16 protein-coding genes and 1 pseudogene are annotated in these 14967 nt (G+C 68.1%); 11 read left to right on the forward strand and 6 right to left on the reverse strand.

What is annotated here, in order from left to right; translation table 11 throughout:
• The first annotated feature begins 109 nt into the window (after positions 1 to 109).
• The 5 genes and pseudogenes from P7V53_RS18440 to P7V53_RS18460 all read left to right on the forward strand — a co-directional run bounded on the left by P7V53_RS18440 (position 110) and on the right by P7V53_RS18460 (position 4612).
• On the forward strand, positions 110 to 1573 hold the full coding sequence (locus P7V53_RS18440) for an Ada metal-binding domain-containing protein (RefSeq protein WP_280150975.1): 1464 nt from the start codon (positions 110 to 112) through the stop codon (positions 1571 to 1573).
• Positions 1574 to 1575: 2 nt separating this feature from the next.
• Entirely contained in the window at positions 1576 to 2097 is a 522-nt protein-coding gene (locus P7V53_RS18445; protein WP_280150976.1) for a methylated-DNA--[protein]-cysteine S-methyltransferase, read from the forward strand.
• Complete coding sequence (locus tag P7V53_RS18450; protein WP_280150977.1) at positions 2094 to 2981, forward strand: DMT family transporter; 888 nt, start codon at positions 2094 to 2096, stop codon at positions 2979 to 2981. The genes P7V53_RS18445 and P7V53_RS18450 overlap by 4 nt, the downstream gene beginning before the upstream one ends.
• Positions 2982 to 3079: 98 nt before the next feature.
• A pseudogene (locus tag P7V53_RS18455) lies at positions 3080 to 4032 on the forward strand (IS481 family transposase).
• A gap of 109 nt (positions 4033 to 4141) precedes the next feature.
• Positions 4142 to 4612: a DUF4440 domain-containing protein gene (locus P7V53_RS18460; protein ID WP_280150978.1), complete on the forward strand. Its 471-nt coding sequence runs from the start codon at positions 4142 to 4144 to the stop codon at positions 4610 to 4612.
• Between the two features lies 1 nt (position 4613).
• Here P7V53_RS18460 and rsgA read toward each other — a convergent pair whose 3' ends face one another.
• Positions 4614 to 5702, reverse strand: a complete 1089-nt coding sequence (gene rsgA, locus P7V53_RS18465; protein WP_280150979.1) for a ribosome small subunit-dependent GTPase A — start codon at positions 5700 to 5702, stop codon at positions 4614 to 4616.
• A gap of 380 nt (positions 5703 to 6082) precedes the next feature.
• On the opposite strand from rsgA, the gene P7V53_RS18470 reads away from it, so the two are divergent.
• Entirely contained in the window at positions 6083 to 6850 is a 768-nt protein-coding gene (locus P7V53_RS18470) for an SDR family NAD(P)-dependent oxidoreductase (RefSeq protein ID WP_280150980.1), read from the forward strand.
• Between the two features lie 41 nt (positions 6851 to 6891).
• Positions 6892 to 8913 carry a prolyl oligopeptidase family serine peptidase gene (locus P7V53_RS18475; protein ID WP_280150981.1) on the forward strand — a complete coding sequence of 674 codons (2022 nt, stop codon included), beginning with the start codon at positions 6892 to 6894 and terminating at the stop codon, positions 8911 to 8913.
• Between the two features lie 15 nt (positions 8914 to 8928).
• On the opposite strand, the gene P7V53_RS18480 is transcribed toward P7V53_RS18475, so the two are convergent.
• Positions 8929 to 9669 (reverse strand): 2OG-Fe dioxygenase family protein, encoded by a 741-nt coding sequence (locus P7V53_RS18480; RefSeq protein ID WP_280150982.1) that lies wholly within the window; start codon positions 9667 to 9669, stop codon positions 8929 to 8931.
• 41 nt (positions 9670 to 9710) lie between these two features.
• On the opposite strand from P7V53_RS18480, the gene P7V53_RS18485 reads away from it, so the two are divergent.
• Positions 9711 to 10214 carry a cupin domain-containing protein gene (locus tag P7V53_RS18485; RefSeq protein WP_280150983.1) on the forward strand — a complete coding sequence of 168 codons (504 nt, stop codon included), beginning with the start codon at positions 9711 to 9713 and terminating at the stop codon, positions 10212 to 10214.
• A 255-nt stretch (positions 10215 to 10469) separates the two neighbouring features.
• On the forward strand, positions 10470 to 10991 hold the full coding sequence (locus tag P7V53_RS18490) for a porin family protein (protein WP_280150984.1): 522 nt from the start codon (positions 10470 to 10472) through the stop codon (positions 10989 to 10991).
• Here the strand turns inward: P7V53_RS18490 and P7V53_RS18495 are convergent.
• The gene (locus P7V53_RS18495; protein WP_280150985.1) at positions 10979 to 11221 is read right to left on the reverse strand and encodes an RNA-binding S4 domain-containing protein; all 243 of its coding nucleotides are present in this window, start codon (positions 11219 to 11221) and stop codon (positions 10979 to 10981) included. The two genes, P7V53_RS18490 and P7V53_RS18495, sit on opposite strands and share 13 nt — an antisense overlap.
• Positions 11221 to 12201: an LLM class flavin-dependent oxidoreductase gene (locus P7V53_RS18500; RefSeq protein ID WP_280150986.1), complete on the reverse strand. Its 981-nt coding sequence runs from the start codon at positions 12199 to 12201 to the stop codon at positions 11221 to 11223. The genes P7V53_RS18495 and P7V53_RS18500 overlap by 1 nt, the downstream gene beginning before the upstream one ends.
• A 234-nt stretch (positions 12202 to 12435) precedes the next feature.
• Between P7V53_RS18500 and P7V53_RS18505 the strand changes: the two genes are divergently transcribed.
• Positions 12436 to 12645, forward strand: a complete 210-nt coding sequence (locus tag P7V53_RS18505; RefSeq protein ID WP_280150987.1) for a cold-shock protein — start codon at positions 12436 to 12438, stop codon at positions 12643 to 12645.
• A 69-nt stretch (positions 12646 to 12714) separates the two neighbouring features.
• Here P7V53_RS18505 and P7V53_RS18510 read toward each other — a convergent pair whose 3' ends face one another.
• Positions 12715 to 13146 carry a BON domain-containing protein gene (locus P7V53_RS18510; RefSeq protein ID WP_280150988.1) on the reverse strand — a complete coding sequence of 144 codons (432 nt, stop codon included), beginning with the start codon at positions 13144 to 13146 and terminating at the stop codon, positions 12715 to 12717.
• A gap of 17 nt (positions 13147 to 13163) precedes the next feature.
• Positions 13164 to 13781 carry a lipocalin family protein gene (locus tag P7V53_RS18515; protein WP_280150989.1) on the reverse strand — a complete coding sequence of 206 codons (618 nt, stop codon included), beginning with the start codon at positions 13779 to 13781 and terminating at the stop codon, positions 13164 to 13166.
• 140 nt (positions 13782 to 13921) lie between these two features.
• Here P7V53_RS18515 and P7V53_RS18520 point away from each other — a divergent pair, with 140 nt between their 5' ends.
• Positions 13922 to 14956 carry an NADP-dependent oxidoreductase gene (locus tag P7V53_RS18520; protein WP_280150990.1) on the forward strand — a complete coding sequence of 345 codons (1035 nt, stop codon included), beginning with the start codon at positions 13922 to 13924 and terminating at the stop codon, positions 14954 to 14956.
• Positions 14957 to 14967 lie beyond the last annotated feature (11 nt).

Below are 14967 nucleotides of genomic sequence, written 5' to 3' on the forward strand. Positions count from 1 at the left end.
CTGGGGAGAGCTGCGAATCGGGGCGATTGTAGGGACGCCCTCCCAGGCCCGTGGGCGACATGTCCGGAAACGGCGAGTCCGGGCCCTGCCGCTGGCCATAATCGTCCGCATGACACTCGATGCCGACGCCGCCTACCTGGTCCTGAAGGCCCGAGATGCCCGCTTCGACGGAAGGCTCTTCGTCGGCGTCACTTCGACTCGCGTGTACTGCCGTCCGATCTGCCGCGTTCGCACGCCCAAGCGCGAGAACTGCCGCTTCTTCGAGACGCCGGCGCAGGCCGAAGCCGAAGCGTTCCGGCCGTGCATGAAGTGCCGTCCGGAAATCGCCCCGGGTCCGGGGCTCGCGTGGTCGGTGATGGATGCGTCGCGAACGCTGGCGCGCCAGGCCGCCGACTGGCTCGACGAGCAGGCCGCGACCGGCGAAGCGCCCGCGCTCACGTCGCTGGCGGCTCGACTGGGGGTCAGCGACCGGCACCTGCGGCGCATCTTCCAGGCCGAGCACGGCGTGACGCCGGTGCAATACCTGCAGACGCGGCGCCTGCTGATGGCCAAGCAGCTGCTGACCGACAGCCGCATGCCGGTCGCCCAGGTCGCGATGGCGAGCGGCTTCGGAAGTCTGCGCCGCTTCAATGCGGCATTCGCACAGAGCTACCGGATGAGCCCCACCCGACTGCGCGGCGATGTCGACGATGCGCTCGACAGCGGCGATGCCGTCTGCGTCACGCTCTCGTACCGCGCGCCTTACGACACGGCGAGGCTGATGCGCTTTCTGGCCCAGCGGGCGGTTCCCGGGGTGGAGGAGATCGACGGCCTCGTCGTGCGCCGCACGCTGCGTGCCGGCGTCGTGAGCGACAGCGCGGGCTGGATCCAGGCCGAATTCGTGCCTCCGTCCGCGCGGGTGCGGCTGCGCTTCGCGCCCGCGCTGGCTTCGGCCAGCGCGCGTGTGGTGGCCGCGGTCCGCCGCTGGCTGGATCTCGATGCCGCGCCGCACACCATCGGCGACGCGCTGCGGGCGCTGCCCGGAGACGAAGGATTGCGCCTGCCCGGCAGCCTCGATGCCTTCGAGCTCGCGGTGCGCGCGGTCCTCGGCCAGCAGGTGACCGTGGCAGCGGCACGCACGCTGGCACGGCGCGTGGTCGAGCGCTTCGGCGAGCCGCTCGCCACGCCGTGGGAAAGCGTCACCCGCACCTTTCCGGCCCCGGCGCTCCTGGCCCGGACGGCGCCGGAGCGGATCGCCGAGCTGGGCATCATCCGCACCCGCGCGAACGCGATCATCGGCATCGCCGCAGCGTGGGACGAGCTCGCGCCGAAGATCGCCGTGCATCAGCCGCCCGAGCCGCTCATCGACGCCCTTTGCGCCCTGCCCGGCATCGGTCCGTGGACCGCGCACTACATCGCCATGCGCGCGCTGAGCTGGCCCGATGCCTTCCCGCCCAACGACGTGGCGGTGCTCAAGGCGATGAAGCAGCTGTTCGATTGCGGCTCGCAGCGTGCGGCCGATGACATCGCCCGAGCCTGGCGACCCTGGCGCGCGTATGCCGTGCTTCGACTCTGGAACAGCCTGGAGACCTGACGATGAGCTTTGCCACCTCGGTCATTCGACGCCGCTGCACTGCGCAGGCGACGATCGCCACGCCGCTGGGCGCGCTGCTGCTCGCGCGCACGGCCGACGGCCTCGCCGGCGCGTGGTTCGAAGGCCAGAAGTACCACGCGGGTGCACTCGACGCGCCACAGTGTCCCGATGACCGGCTGCTGCGCGCGGCGGCAGACCAGCTGGAAGCCTACTTCGCCGGCCGCTCGTCGCGCTTCGATGTGCCGCTGGACCTGCACGGCACCGATTTCCAGCGCAATGTGTGGCGGCAGCTGCTGGCCATCGTGCCGGGACAGACCTGCAGCTACCTCGACGTCGCCCGCCGAGTAGGGTCACCGGGCGCGGTGCGCGCGGTCGGCGCCGCGGTCGGGAAGAATCCGCTGTCCATCATCGTGCCTTGCCACCGCGTCGTCGGCAGCGGCGGCGCGCTCACCGGCTACGCGGGAGGGCTGCACCGCAAGCGGGCGCTGCTCGCGCTCGAAGGGCACCAGCAGGAGCTGCATTGAAAACATCCGATGTTGGCGAGCTGTTCGCGCTCGCCGCGCTGTGGGGCGCGTCGTTCCTCTTCATGCGCATGGGAGCGGTCGAGTTCGGGCCGGTGGCGCTGGCTGCCGTGCGGGTGATCGGGGCGACGCTGTTCCTGCTGCCGCTGCTGCGGGCGCGCGGCCAGCTCGGCGAGCTGCGGGTGCATTGGCGCCCGCTGCTGATCGTCGGTGTGCTGAACTCGGCGCTGCCGTTTCTCTGCTACAGCTATGCGGCGCTGTCGATCACGGCCGGACTGTCCTCCATCTTCAACGCGGCGACGCCGCTGTTCGGCGCCGTCATCGCGTGGCTGTGGCTGAACGACAGGCTCACCCCGTCGCGCATCGTCGGCCTGGCAATCGGCTTCGCCGGCGTGCTGTGGCTGGCCTGGGACAAGGCCAGCTTCAAGCCGGGCGGGTCGGGCTGGGCCATCGTCGCGTGCCTGGCAGCGACGCTGTGCTACGGCATCTCGGCGAGCTACACGAAGAAGAAGTTCACCGGCGTGCCGCCGCTGGCCGTGGCCACCGGCAGCCAGCTTTCCGCGACGCTGGTCCTGCTGCCGCTCGCCCTGCTGTGGTGGCCCGCGGCGATGCCGTCGCAGACGGCATGGATCGCGGCCGGGCTGCTCGCGGTCGCCTGCACCGGCGTTGCCTATGTCCTCTACTTCCGCCTCATCGCACACGTGGGGCCGGCCAACGCCATCGCGGTGACGTTCCTGATTCCGGTCTTCGCGGTGCTGTGGGGCTGGGTGTTCCTCGACGAAGGCATCACGCCGCAGATGGTGATCGGCTGCGCCGTGATCCTGGCGGGCACGGGTCTGACAACCGGCGTGCTGAAGCTGCCATCGCGCGCGCCAGTTCGCGCCTAGTTGTGAAGCTTCAATAGGTTGTTGCGGGTGTCCACCCGGAAAGGTTTTGAGAGACTGGAAATTGCCAAACCCCCAGTCAACTCAACAACCAAGTCCGGATGAACACCCATAAGAATGCCCGATTGACGTACTTGCGCCGCCTTGAGATGGTCCAAGACATGACCGCACGTGGCCTTTCCCCTTCGCAGGCAGGTGCCTTGCACGGCGTCAGCGCCGTGACCGCGCGCAAGTGGCTGGCTCGTTAGCTGGCCGACGGACCGCAAGGGCTGTTGGACAGGTCTTCGCGGCCGGCCAAGTCGCCTCGAGCCATAGAACCTCGTGTTGCGTTGGCCATCGTGGAGCTTAGGCGCAAGCTGTTTCTTCAGGGCACCATTGCCTCGTACATGGGCGTGTCCAAGGCTACGGTCAGCCGCGTGTTGCGACGAGCCGGCTTGTCCAGGCTCAGCGATCTGCAGCCCGTGGAGCCGGTTCAGCGCTACGAGCGGGAGGCCCCTGGCGAGCTGTTGCACATCGACATCAAGAAGCTGGGTCGAATCGAGCGAGCCGGCCACCGCGTCACGGGCGACCGTGGTGGCCGCATCCGCGACGGTGTTGGCTGGGAATATGTCTTCGTGGCCGTCGACGATCACAGCCGCATCGCGTTCACCCAGATCCATCCCGATGAGCGAAAGCAAAGTGCCGTGGCCTTCCTGCACGCAGCGCACGCCTACTACGCCCAGCTCGGCGTGAGCATCCAACGGCTGATCACGGACAACGGCGCAGCGTTCCACTCCAACGCCTTCTTCGACGCGTGCCACGAGCTGAACATCAAGCACAGGTTCACCCGAGCCTACCGACCTCAACGAACGGCAAGGCCGAGCGCTTCATCCAGTCAGCCTTGCGCGAGTGGGCCTATGGACGACCCTACAACCACTCCGACGAACGGCGAGCCGCACTGCCCGTCTGGAACCACTTCTACAACTGGCACCGCGAGCACCATGGCATCGGCTGCCAGCCGCCTATGTCCCGTCTCTCGGCGTCACGCAAGAACGTCTTGACACTTCACAACTAGTGTCGAGCGACACGCCCTACACTGCGCGTCCCATGCCACGGCCCGATCGTGCCCGCGGGCCTTCGATGTGCAACCCGGACCCCGCCTGATCCGCCAGATGGAGACGACCATGCGCATTGCCCTTTCCTGCCTTGCGCTGTGCAGCTCGCTGCTCGCCGCGTGTGCCAGCGCGCCTTCCGCGCCGTCGACGACGGCCGGGCCGGTCGACCGCGCGCTGCTGGAGCGCCAGGTCGCCGACACCGAGCGCGCGTTTGCCAAGACCATGGCCGATCGCGATCTGGCAGGCTTCAGCGGCTTCCTGTCGGAAGAGACGGTCTTCTTCTCGGGTCCGTCGCCGTTGCGCGGCAAGGCCGCGGTCACCGACTGGTGGAAGCGGTTCTACGACAAGCCGGCGGCGCCGTTCTCGTGGCGTCCCGACCGGGTGGAAGCGCTCGACTCCGGCACGCTGGCGCTGAGCACCGGACCGGTGTTCGATCCGGCGGGCAAGTGCATCGGGCGCTTCACGTCGATCTGGCGACAGGAAGCGCCCGGGGTCTGGAAGATCATCTTCGACAAGGGCGGGCCCTGCGAAGAGAGGTAGGTCAAGCCTCTCCCCGCTTCATCTTCATCCACTGCCGCGTCGCCTTGCCGCGCGCCCGCCACACCGAGGCCTGCTGTTGCCGCTCGAGCACCGTCATCGTGTCGCGCCGCGCCTCACGCATCAGCTTGTGGTAGTTGCGCAGGCGGTCGCCGGCGATGCCTTCGCGGACCGCGCAGCCGGGCTCGTCCTGGTGGCGGCAGTCGCGGAAGCGGCAGTGCAGCGCGAGCTTGCCGATGTCGTCGAAGAGCCAGGCCAGCGTGGCCTCGTCCACATCGGGACGCAGCGCACGCAGCCCCGGCGTGTCGATGACGCAGGCGCCGCCCTGCAGGGGGTGCAGCGAACGCGACGTCGTCGTGTGCTTGCCGCGGCTGTCGTGCTCGCGAACGGCCCCCGTGTCCTGCAGGGCGGCGCCGGCCAGCGTGTTGGTCAGCGTGCTCTTGCCGGCCCCCGACGAGCCCATCAGCACGACCGTCTGGCCGGCGTGCAGGTACGGCGCGAGCGCGTGGGCCGCCGATGCATGCGTGGCGTTCACCGCGACCACGTCGAGCGAGCCGGACACGCGCGCTCGCAACTCCTGCAGCATCGGCGAGAGCAGCTCGGGTGTCGGCGCCGCGACGTCGACCTTGGTCAGCACGATCACCGGCTGCACGCCGCTGCCTTGCACCAGCGCCAGATAGCGCTCGAGGCGGCGAAGGTTGTAGTCGTCGTCCAGGCCCATCACCAGCAAGGCCGTGTCGACGTTGCTGACGACGGGATGGCGGCTGCCGTCGGCGTCGCGGCGCACGATGTGGGTGAGCGGCGGCGCCTGCATGTGCACCCAGCAGTCGCCGTGCACGTCGGGCGTCGCCAGCACCCAGTCGCCGACGGCGAGCGCGGTGTCTTGCTCTGCCAGCTCGCGGGTGAGGCGCGGCAAGACGCGCGCCGAATGCTCGTGCTGTCCGTCGTGCAGCCGCAGCGTTTCGCGGTGCACTTCGATGAGTCGCATCAGCGTGAAGGGACCGCCCTCGGGGACGGTCTGCATCGCCAGGTGCTGGGCCATCGCAGGAGTGAGGCCCATGCAGCGCAGGCGTTCGAAATCGATGTCGATCATGGTGTGTGTTTGCAACAAGGCATGAAGACGCCGGCGCGACGAACGCGCAGCGACGCCCCGCGCGCGGCGGCGCGGAAATGGAAGGACGTGAAAGGGCAGCGGCGCCTTAGACGGCCGCGATCAGCATGGATCGAACGGGGAGAACTGCTGCAGCGAAGACCCGGAGGTCAGCAGGACAGACTCGTGAACCCTGCCGTCAGGCGACCAGCGAAGGAGCCGAAGGTGCAATCGTCTTTTGCTGGGACATGGCACGTCTCCTTGTGGTGTGGGTTGCATGGGCGCGGCAGGCGCCGCGAGGAAGGCGGCAAGTGTCGCAGCACCACCCTTGATCGTCAACGACCCCTGTGGCATGTTGGCCCTTCGAACTGGGGAGACACGCCATGACTTCACGACTTCACATCCTCACCGGCGCTTCGCGCGGACTCGGCGCCGCAATGGCGGAGCAGCTGCTGGGCATCGACACGACGCTGCTGTGCATCTCGCGCCACGTGAACGTCGAGCTCGCGGCGAAGGCCGAGGCCGCGCCGGCGCAGCTGGAGCAGTGGTCGCGCGACCTGGGCGATCCGCTGCCGCTGGCGCGCCAGGTCGAGGCCTGGCTGCACGGCTTCGATGCGGCGCAGTTCGACGAAGCCGTGCTGATCAACAACGCCGGCGTCATCACGCACATCGGACCGGTCGATGCGGGCAGCGACGAGGAGCTGTCGGCGGCACTGCGGGTCGGGCTGGAGGCCGCGATGCTGCTCACCCGCGCCTTCCTGCGCGCCACCGGCGAGTGGCGCGCACGCCGGCAGGGCGGCTGCAAGGTGTTGAACATCTCCTCGGGTCTGGGCCGCAGGGCGATGGCGGGCAGCGCGGTCTACTGCGCGGCCAAGGCCGGCATGGACCACTTCTCGCGGGCAGTGGCGCTCGACGAAGCGCACCGTGGCCATGCAGCCCGCGTCGTGTCGCTGGCGCCCGGAGTCATCGACACCGACATGCAGAAGCAGCTGCGCTCGGCAGACCCCGGGGGCTTTCCCGAGCAGGACATGTTCGTCACCTTGCGTGCATCAGGCCAGCTCACGCGTCCGCGGGACGCGGCGGCCCGCGTGCTGGCCTACCTCCAGCGCGACGATTTCGGCACCGACGTGGTGGCCGATGTGCGCCAGTGATGCCGACGCCGTACCGGGCGCGCAGGCACAATCGCAGCCCCATGAAGCTGCTCGCCCCTCTCGCGCTCATGGCCGCGGCGCTGGCCGCCTGCACCACCCCCGCCCCGCCCGACGTTCCCGCCGCGCCGCCTGCCGCTTCGGCGCCACTGGACGTGTTGACGCCCAACGGCAACCTCGTCGTGCAGGGGATCCCGCCGATTCCGCAGAGCCTGGTGCAGCAGGTCGAGAAGTACACCGACTTCCGCGGCCACGGCCTCGTCGATTGGCATCCCACGCGGCGTGAGCTGCTGGTGGCGCATCGCCCCGCCGGCGGAAACACGGCGCAGCTGTTTCGCATCGCGCAGCCGATGGCAGAGCCGGAGCAGCTCACCGATTTCGCCGACCCGGTCACCTCGGCCAGCTACGAGCCGCGCGAAGGCCGGTATTTGGTCTTCGAACGCAGCGCCGGGGGCAGCGAAGCCGATCAGATCTATCGGCTCGACCTCGACAGCCGGCAGGTCGCGCTGCTGACCGAGCCGAGCGAGCGCCACGAGATCGAAGGCTGGCTGCACCTGAGCTCGCAGCTGCTGATCAGCTCGCTGCCGCTCGACCGGACGGCGCGCAACGGCACGCGAACGTCGGTAACCCAGACGCTGACCCTGCTCGATCCGGCCCATCCCACGTCGCGCCGCCGACTCGCGGAGCTGCCCGGCGGCGGCTGGAGCGTCGGCGGCGTGTCGTGGGACGACAAGCAGGTCGTGCTCAACCGCTACCTCTCGGCCAACGAATCGCAGGTGTGGCTCATGAGCCTGGCCACCGGCCAATCGGCGCAGGTGCTGCCGGCGCCGCGAAGCAAGGACCGCGGCGTGTTCCTCGCGATCGGCTTTCGGCGCGACAACACGGGCATCTTCGTCGTCACCGACCGCGACGGCGAGTTCAACGAGCTGGCCTTCTACCGCTTCGCCACCAAGCGCTTCCTGCCGATCACCCGGCACATCCCGTGGGACATGAGCGGCGGCACTCTCACCGAGGACGGCAAGCTGATCGCCTTGCGCGCCAACGTCGACGGGCGCGAGGAACTGCGGCTGTTCGACGGACGCAGCCTGAAGGAGCTCCCGGCACCCCGGCTCCCCGCGGGCAGTGTCCGCTCGGTGGGCTTTCATCGCCGGCTGGGCGAGCTGGCGCTGATGCTCAACGGCCCCAAGGGTCCGAGCGAGGTCCACTCGCTGGATCCGGCCACGGGCGCGATCCAGCAGTGGACCCGCGCCTACGCGCCGCCGGGCATAGACGCAACGCGGTTCAGCGACCAGCAGATCGTGCGCTGGAAGAGCTTCGACGGGCGCCTCATCTCCGGGCTGATGACGCTGCCGCCGGCACGCTTCGCCGGGCCGCGGCCGGTTCTCATCCTGATCCACGGCGGGCCAGAGGCACAGGCCAAGGTGGGTTTCCGCGGGCGCTACAACTACTTCGTCAACGAACTCGGCATCGCCATCATCGAGCCCAACGTGCGCGGATCGTCCGGATACGGCAAGACCTTCCTGACGCTCGACAACGGCGTCAAGCGCGAGGACTCCGTTCGTGACATCGGATCGCTGCTCGACTGGATCGCCACCCAGCCGCAGTTCGATGCGGCACGCGTGCTGGTGTCCGGCGGCAGCTATGGCGGCTACATGAGCCTGGCGTCGGCCACCCACTACGCCGACCGCATTGCCGGGGCGATCGACGTGGTCGGCATCTCCAACTTCGTCACCTTCCTGCAGAACACCGAGAGCTACCGGCGCGACCTTCGGCGCGTCGAATACGGCGACGAACGCGATCCGGCGATGCGCGAGTTCCTGCAGAAGATCTCGCCGCTCACGCAGGCGCACCGCATCACCAAGCCGCTCTTCGTCGTCCAGGGCAAGAACGATCCCCGCGTGCCGTACACCGAAGCCGAGCAGATCGTCGCCAAGGCGCGCGAGAACCAGACGCCGGTGTGGTACCTGCGTGCCGAGAACGAGGGCCACGGCTTCGCCCGCAAGGAGAACGCGGACTACGAGTTCTATGCGACGGTGCTGTTCCTGCAGCAGACGCTGTTGAAGTAGGGCCCTGTCAGGCTGTCACCCCGGCCCCTGGAACCCGTTCGCGCGAAACGTCAGCACCAGCGTGTCGCGGTGTCCCACTTGCGGCTGCAACGGCTGGATCGGCGTCGTCTCGTGGATGACGCGCTCGTCGTCGAGCAGCAGCGTGGTCCAGGGTTCGGTCATCGTGAAGCGGATGCCGGTGGGACCGTCGGCGTCGAATACCCGCGTCTCCCCGCCTTTCACCCCGGCGCGATCGACGAGGGCGACCACGACGAAATCGACGCCGTCGCGGTGCGCGCCTTCCGGCGTCGGCCGGCCGATGCCGTCGGTGGTGTCGATGCGGAACTGATGCGCCTCCACGTACCAGGGCTGCGCTCCCTTCAGCGAAGAGCAGATGCCGGCCAGCGAACGCAGCATCGACGTCCACACCGGCCGTGCGACGACAGCGGCGTCCATCGGCTCGAACCAGCGCTCGAGCCCGCCGTGCAGCGCGTTGTATTCCACCGGCTGCCAGTGCGCCCGATGGGGCGCCTGCGTGACTTCGGCGGCGTCGACGACGAAGCACGAGTGGCGCCGGCGCCGATAGCGCCCGCCGTCGCGCAGGTAGGTATCGGGCGGCAGGTCGTTCCAGCTGGGGCCGAGTGCATCGAGTGCCGCGGCGTTCGCATCGATCAGCGTGGCAAGTCCCGCGGGATTCAAGGCGGCATGGCCGGTGGAGCGCAGCGCCTCGCCGAGCAGGCGCGGGTCGGTGAATGGGGGCGGCAAGGCGATCGTCATGTCCGCCATGATGCCAGTGCGAGGGCTATCCTTGCTCCGTCATGACCGCATCTGCTCCACTCCAGGGACGCGCCGCCGAGCTGGTGTCGCGCCTGCAATTGCAGCCGCATCCCGAGGGCGGTTTCTACCGCGAGGTGTTCCGCTCGGCACTGCAGGTGCAGCCGGGCGATGCGCGGCCGCAGCGCAGCGCGCTCACGACGATCGACTTCCTGCTGGTGCGCGGCCAGTGCAGCGCCTGGCATCGCGTGGCCTCGGACGAGGTGTGGCACCTGCTGGAGGGCGGGCCGCTGCGCTTGTGGCTGATGCCGCCTGCGCTGGATGCGCTGCATGCAGTCGATCTGGAGGCAGTGGACTCGCACCATGCGCCGCGCCACGTGGTGCCGGCGCATTGGTGGCAGGCAGCCGAGCCGCTCGGCGAGCTGGCGCTGGTGGGAGCGACCGTCGGACCTGGATTTGATTTCGCGGACTTCGCGTTCCTGCGCGCCGACCCCCCGGCCCGGTCAGCGCTCGAGCGCATGCACTCGGACCTGCTGCGCCTGGCTTGAGCGCATTCCCTACGCGACGCAGGGGATGTGGTGCGGCTGCGTCAGCGATGTGCGCCCGCCACACCCGCGCTTTCGAGCAACGCAAATGCCTGCGGTTCCCTCTCCGGGCTTGTGCGTCACGCCTTTCACGTGCCTTTACGTACAGCCACAGGCACTCACCAAGCGACCACGACGCCGTTGCACAAGACAGGCAAGGTGAGAAGCGCTGACGGCCTGCAAAGGGCCGAAGGCATCCATCAGAAAAGGAGTATTCCAATGAAATTGATTGCCAAAGCACTCATCTCCGCGGCCGCGCTGGTCGCGCTTTCGGCACAGGCCCAAGGCCCGTATGTCGGCGGCAGCCTGGGCAGCAGCAAGTACAAGGGACCGGACATCGGCGGCCTTCCCACCGACGATTCGAGCACCGGCGGAAAGGTGTACGGCGGCTACGAGATCACGCCGAACATCGCCGTCGAGGCCGGCTATGCGAACGTGGGCAAGGCCAAGAGCGCGGCCGGTGACGTGAAGGGCGATGGCATCTTCGTCGATGCGGTCGGCAAGGTGCCGATCACCGAGAGCTTCTCGGCACTGGGACGCATCGGCGCCTTCAACGGCAAGGGCAAGACGAGCCTGGGGACCAGCGATCGCGATACCAATGCCAAGTACGGCCTTGGCGTGCAGTACGACTTCAACAAGCAGGCCAGTCTTCGCGGCGAATGGGAGCGCTACAAGTTCAAGGCCTTCGGCGAGAAGGCCGATACCGACATGTACTCGGTCGGCCTGAACTACAAGTTCTGATCGCCTTCGGCCGCGGGGGCGATGACTCGCACCCGCGCGCCGTGCACGCTGACGACCTGCCCCGCGCGGATCTTGCAGGTCTTGCGCAGTTCGTCGCGCCCGTCCACCTGCACGAGGCCTTCGGCCACCATCGCCTTGGCGGCGCCTCCGCTGCCGGCGAGGCCGGTGGCCTTCAGGAGGTTGTCGAGCGTGACGAACTCGCCGCGCAGCTCGAAGTCGATGCGCTGCATCACATCGCGTGCTCGGCCAGCAAGGCGTAGGAGCGCCGGCGCACGAGCGGATCGTGCGCCCAGGTGTTGATCACCAGTTCGTCCATCTCGAAGCGCGTCGCCAATGCACGCAACTTGTCCGCCACCTGGGCGGGCGCGCCCACGAAGGCCTTGCTTCGCATGCCCTGGACGATGGGCACATCGGACTCGGCGAAGCCTTGGGCGGCGACATCGGCCGGCGCCTGCAAGGGCCCGAACACGCCGCGCTGGCGGTCCACGCGCCAGCGCTCGCGGCTCAACGCGTGGTGCATGGCCTCGTCCTCGGTGTCGGCGGCCAGCGCCCAGACGCACAAGGTGGCCTGCGGCAGCGGATGACGCTCGCTCGGCCGGTACAGCGTTCGATAGAGCTCGATCGCCTGCTCGGCCCCCTGCCCGTCGGTGAAGAAGTATGCGAAGGCATACGGCAGCCCATAGTGCGCCGCGAGCTGCGCGCCGTAGTCCGAGCTGCCGAGGATCCAGATCTCGGGCGCATGCGGACCCCGTGGATGGGCTGCGATCCCGCGATGCTGTGGCTGGGATGTCCACGCCTGCAGATCACGCACCATCTGCGGAAAGGCTTCGGCGGCAAGCGCCGCATCCGGATTCAACGCCTGTGCAGTACGCATGTCACCGCCCGGCGCGCGGCCGACACCCAGGTCGATGCGCCCGGGAGCAAGCGCCTCCAGCACGCGAAACTGCTCGGCGACCTTCAGCGCGGAGTAGTGCGGCAGCATGACCCCGGCGCTGCCGATGCGGATACGCGAGGTGCGCGCCGCGATCGCGGCCATCAGGATTTCGGGTGCGCTGCCGACGATGGTGGCGAGGCTGTGGTGTTCGCTGAGCCAGAAGCGGGCATAGCCGAGGGCTTCGCAGTGCTCGGCCAGGCCGAGCGTGTCGCGGATCGCCTCGTCTTCGCCGCGGCCGGCGATGGCGACCGATTGATCGAGTACGGAGAGTTTCATTGCGCTCATTCTGCGCAAAGGCCGCACCCCTCACAGACGGCCCGCCAGCCGGCCCCGGCCCAATGAGGTACATTAGCCGCACAGGTATACGCAAGACTTGTGGTTGTGAGTGATCTATTTCCATGCCACGCCGGTTCCGGCGCGGTCTCGTTAGAAATCCCCGAATAACGTTCTTGAGTGTCTCTGCATGCGGAGCATGTGCTGCGCATTACCTTGTAGAAAGAAGGATCGTCCATGACGACGCAAACCGGTACCGTGAAGTGGTTCAACGAGAGCAAGGGCTACGGCTTCATCGCTCAAGACGCGGGCGGCGCTGACCTGTTCGCCCACTTCCGCGATATCCAGGGCAATGGCTTCAAGACGCTGCAGGAAAACCAGCGCGTCGAATTCGAAGTCAAGCAGGGCCAGAAGGGCCTGCAGGCCGCGAACATCCGCCCGCTGTAAAGCTGCGGATCCAGCGCCAACAAAAAACGCGGCCTCGGCCGCGTTTTTTTCTGGGAACGGCCGTATGCGCTACTTGGACTCGACCGCCACCTTGTTTTCCACCCCGGTCACGCCCTTCTCGTTCTGCGCGATGGTCTGCGCCCGCTGACGAGCCGCCTCGCTGGGCGCCGATCCGTACAGCGCCACCTTCCCGTCGCGGGTGTCGACGTTGATGCGCAAGGCGCTCAGCTCGGGATCCTTGGCGATGCCGGCCTTGATCGATGCCGTGATCGCCGCATCGCCAACCTTCTCGGCCAGCACCTGCGACTTCTCCTGGCTCACCTGAGCGGCTTCGTCGAGGCTTCGCTTGGCGCTCTGCTTGGCTTCGGTGGCGGCGGTCTGCGCCGTGGCGATGCCCTGATCGACCTTCTGCCCGACCGTCGTGCCGTCCGAGGTCCGGTTGTCGCAGGCTCCCAGCGCCAGCGCCACGAAGGCCACTGTCCATGCGTAGATGCTCTTCATGAGGAGGTCCTTTCTGGTCACACGATCAGGCGCGGCTGTCGCGCCACCGGTCGCAGCCGCAGCTCGTCGTGCTGCGGCGTGGCGACGAGCCTGTCCACCGGATATTGCTGCGCGCGCAACCGGGCCACGATGTCCTCGTAAGTCGCCACGTCCAGCGACGGCGTACGCGACAAGATGGTCAGCTTCGTGCGATCGGGGTCGCTGACAACGGCATACCGGTATTCGTCGTCCAGCAGCACCACCCAGTGGTGCTCGTGCGCGGAGGGCCACCAGGCGAGCCACGACGGAAGGTAGTTGACTTTCATGCGCGCGCCTGCGGCATCACCGCTCGGCATGCTGGCGCGGCCCACCGTCACGCCCCACTGCTCGTCGGCGTCCCGACAGCGCTGCACGATGCGCAGCGAGCCGTCGGCCAGCGGCCGGTACGTCGCGGTGGCATCCGCCACGCAACGCTTGTGCAGCCCATGGGGTACGCGGGCCACCTCGTACCAGGTTCCGGCGTAACGCTGCACGTCGAACTGCTGTACCGGCCGAACCGGTCGAGTGGTGGTCGCCGCACTCCAGGCGACGACGACTGCGACCAGGCTCAGTCCGGCCAGCAGGTCTCGTGAGAAGGCGACGAGCCGTGGACTCATGTCAGGGAATCTACGGAGCCTGCCGGCACGCAGGTATCGGCAGGCAGCGTCTGATGGTGTCGGACTCGTCCGACCACGCCGGCCATGGCGCTACCATCGACCGCACGGCACCGTGCGAACGTCACCTAGGAGACACCTCGATGCACACGCTCTCGGACCTCGAGAACCATCAGATTCGACTCGCGTCCCGCCCGGTCGGCCTGCCTGCCCGCGACAACTGGCGCTTCACCACGGAACCCGTGGGCGAGCCTGCCGACGGCGGCATCGTCGTGAAGACGCTGTTCCTGTCGCTCGATCCGGCGATGCGCGGCTGGATGAACGACGTCAAGAGCTACATCCCGCCGGTGGGCATCGATGACGTGATGCGCGCCGGCGGCATCGGCGTGGTCGTCGCCTCGAAGAGTCCCGCCTTCGCGGTCGGCGACCATGTGAGCGCGATGCTGAACGTGCAGGAGTACGCCACGATCGCGGCCGATCAGATGAAGCGCGCCGGCCTGTTCAAGATCGATCCCCGCGCGGGCACCCCGACGCAGTGGCTCAACGTGCTGGGCATGCCCGGCATGACGGCCTACTTCGGACTGCTCGATGTCGGCCAGCCCAAGCCGGGCGACACGGTCGTCGTCTCCGGCGCCGCGGGCGCGGTGGGCCAGACGGTCGGCCAGCTCGCGAAGGTCAAGGGCTGCCGCGCCGTCGGCATCGCCGGCGGCCAGGCCAAGTGCGACTGGGTCGTCAAGGAGCTGGGTTTCGATGCCTGCATCGACTACAAGGGCGGCAGCGTGCGCGACGGCCTGAAGACGCACTGTCCTGACGGCGTCGATGTGTACTTCGACAACGTGGGCGGTGAGATCCTCGACCATGTGCTGGCCCGCATCAACCGGAAGGCACGGGTCGTCATCTGCGGCGCCATCAGTCAGTACAACAACACCGCCCCGGTGCAGGGGCCGAAGAACTACCTTTCGCTGCTCGTCAACCGGGCGCGCATGGAAGGCCTGGTCGTGTTCGACTACGCCGACCGCTATCCGGTGGCGATCGCGGAACTGGCCGAGCACCTGAAGTCGGGGCGCATGAAGTCGAAGGAAGACGTGGTCGTCGGGCTCGAGAGCTTTCCCGAGACGCTGCTCAAGCTCTTCAACGGCGAGAACTTCGGCAAGCTGGTGCTGCAGGTCGCCACCTAGCGCCTGCCAAT

Origin of the sequence: Piscinibacter sp. XHJ-5 (assembly GCF_029855045.1) — a bacterium.
In the GTDB taxonomy this organism is placed as follows: domain Bacteria; phylum Pseudomonadota; class Gammaproteobacteria; order Burkholderiales; family Burkholderiaceae_C; genus Albitalea.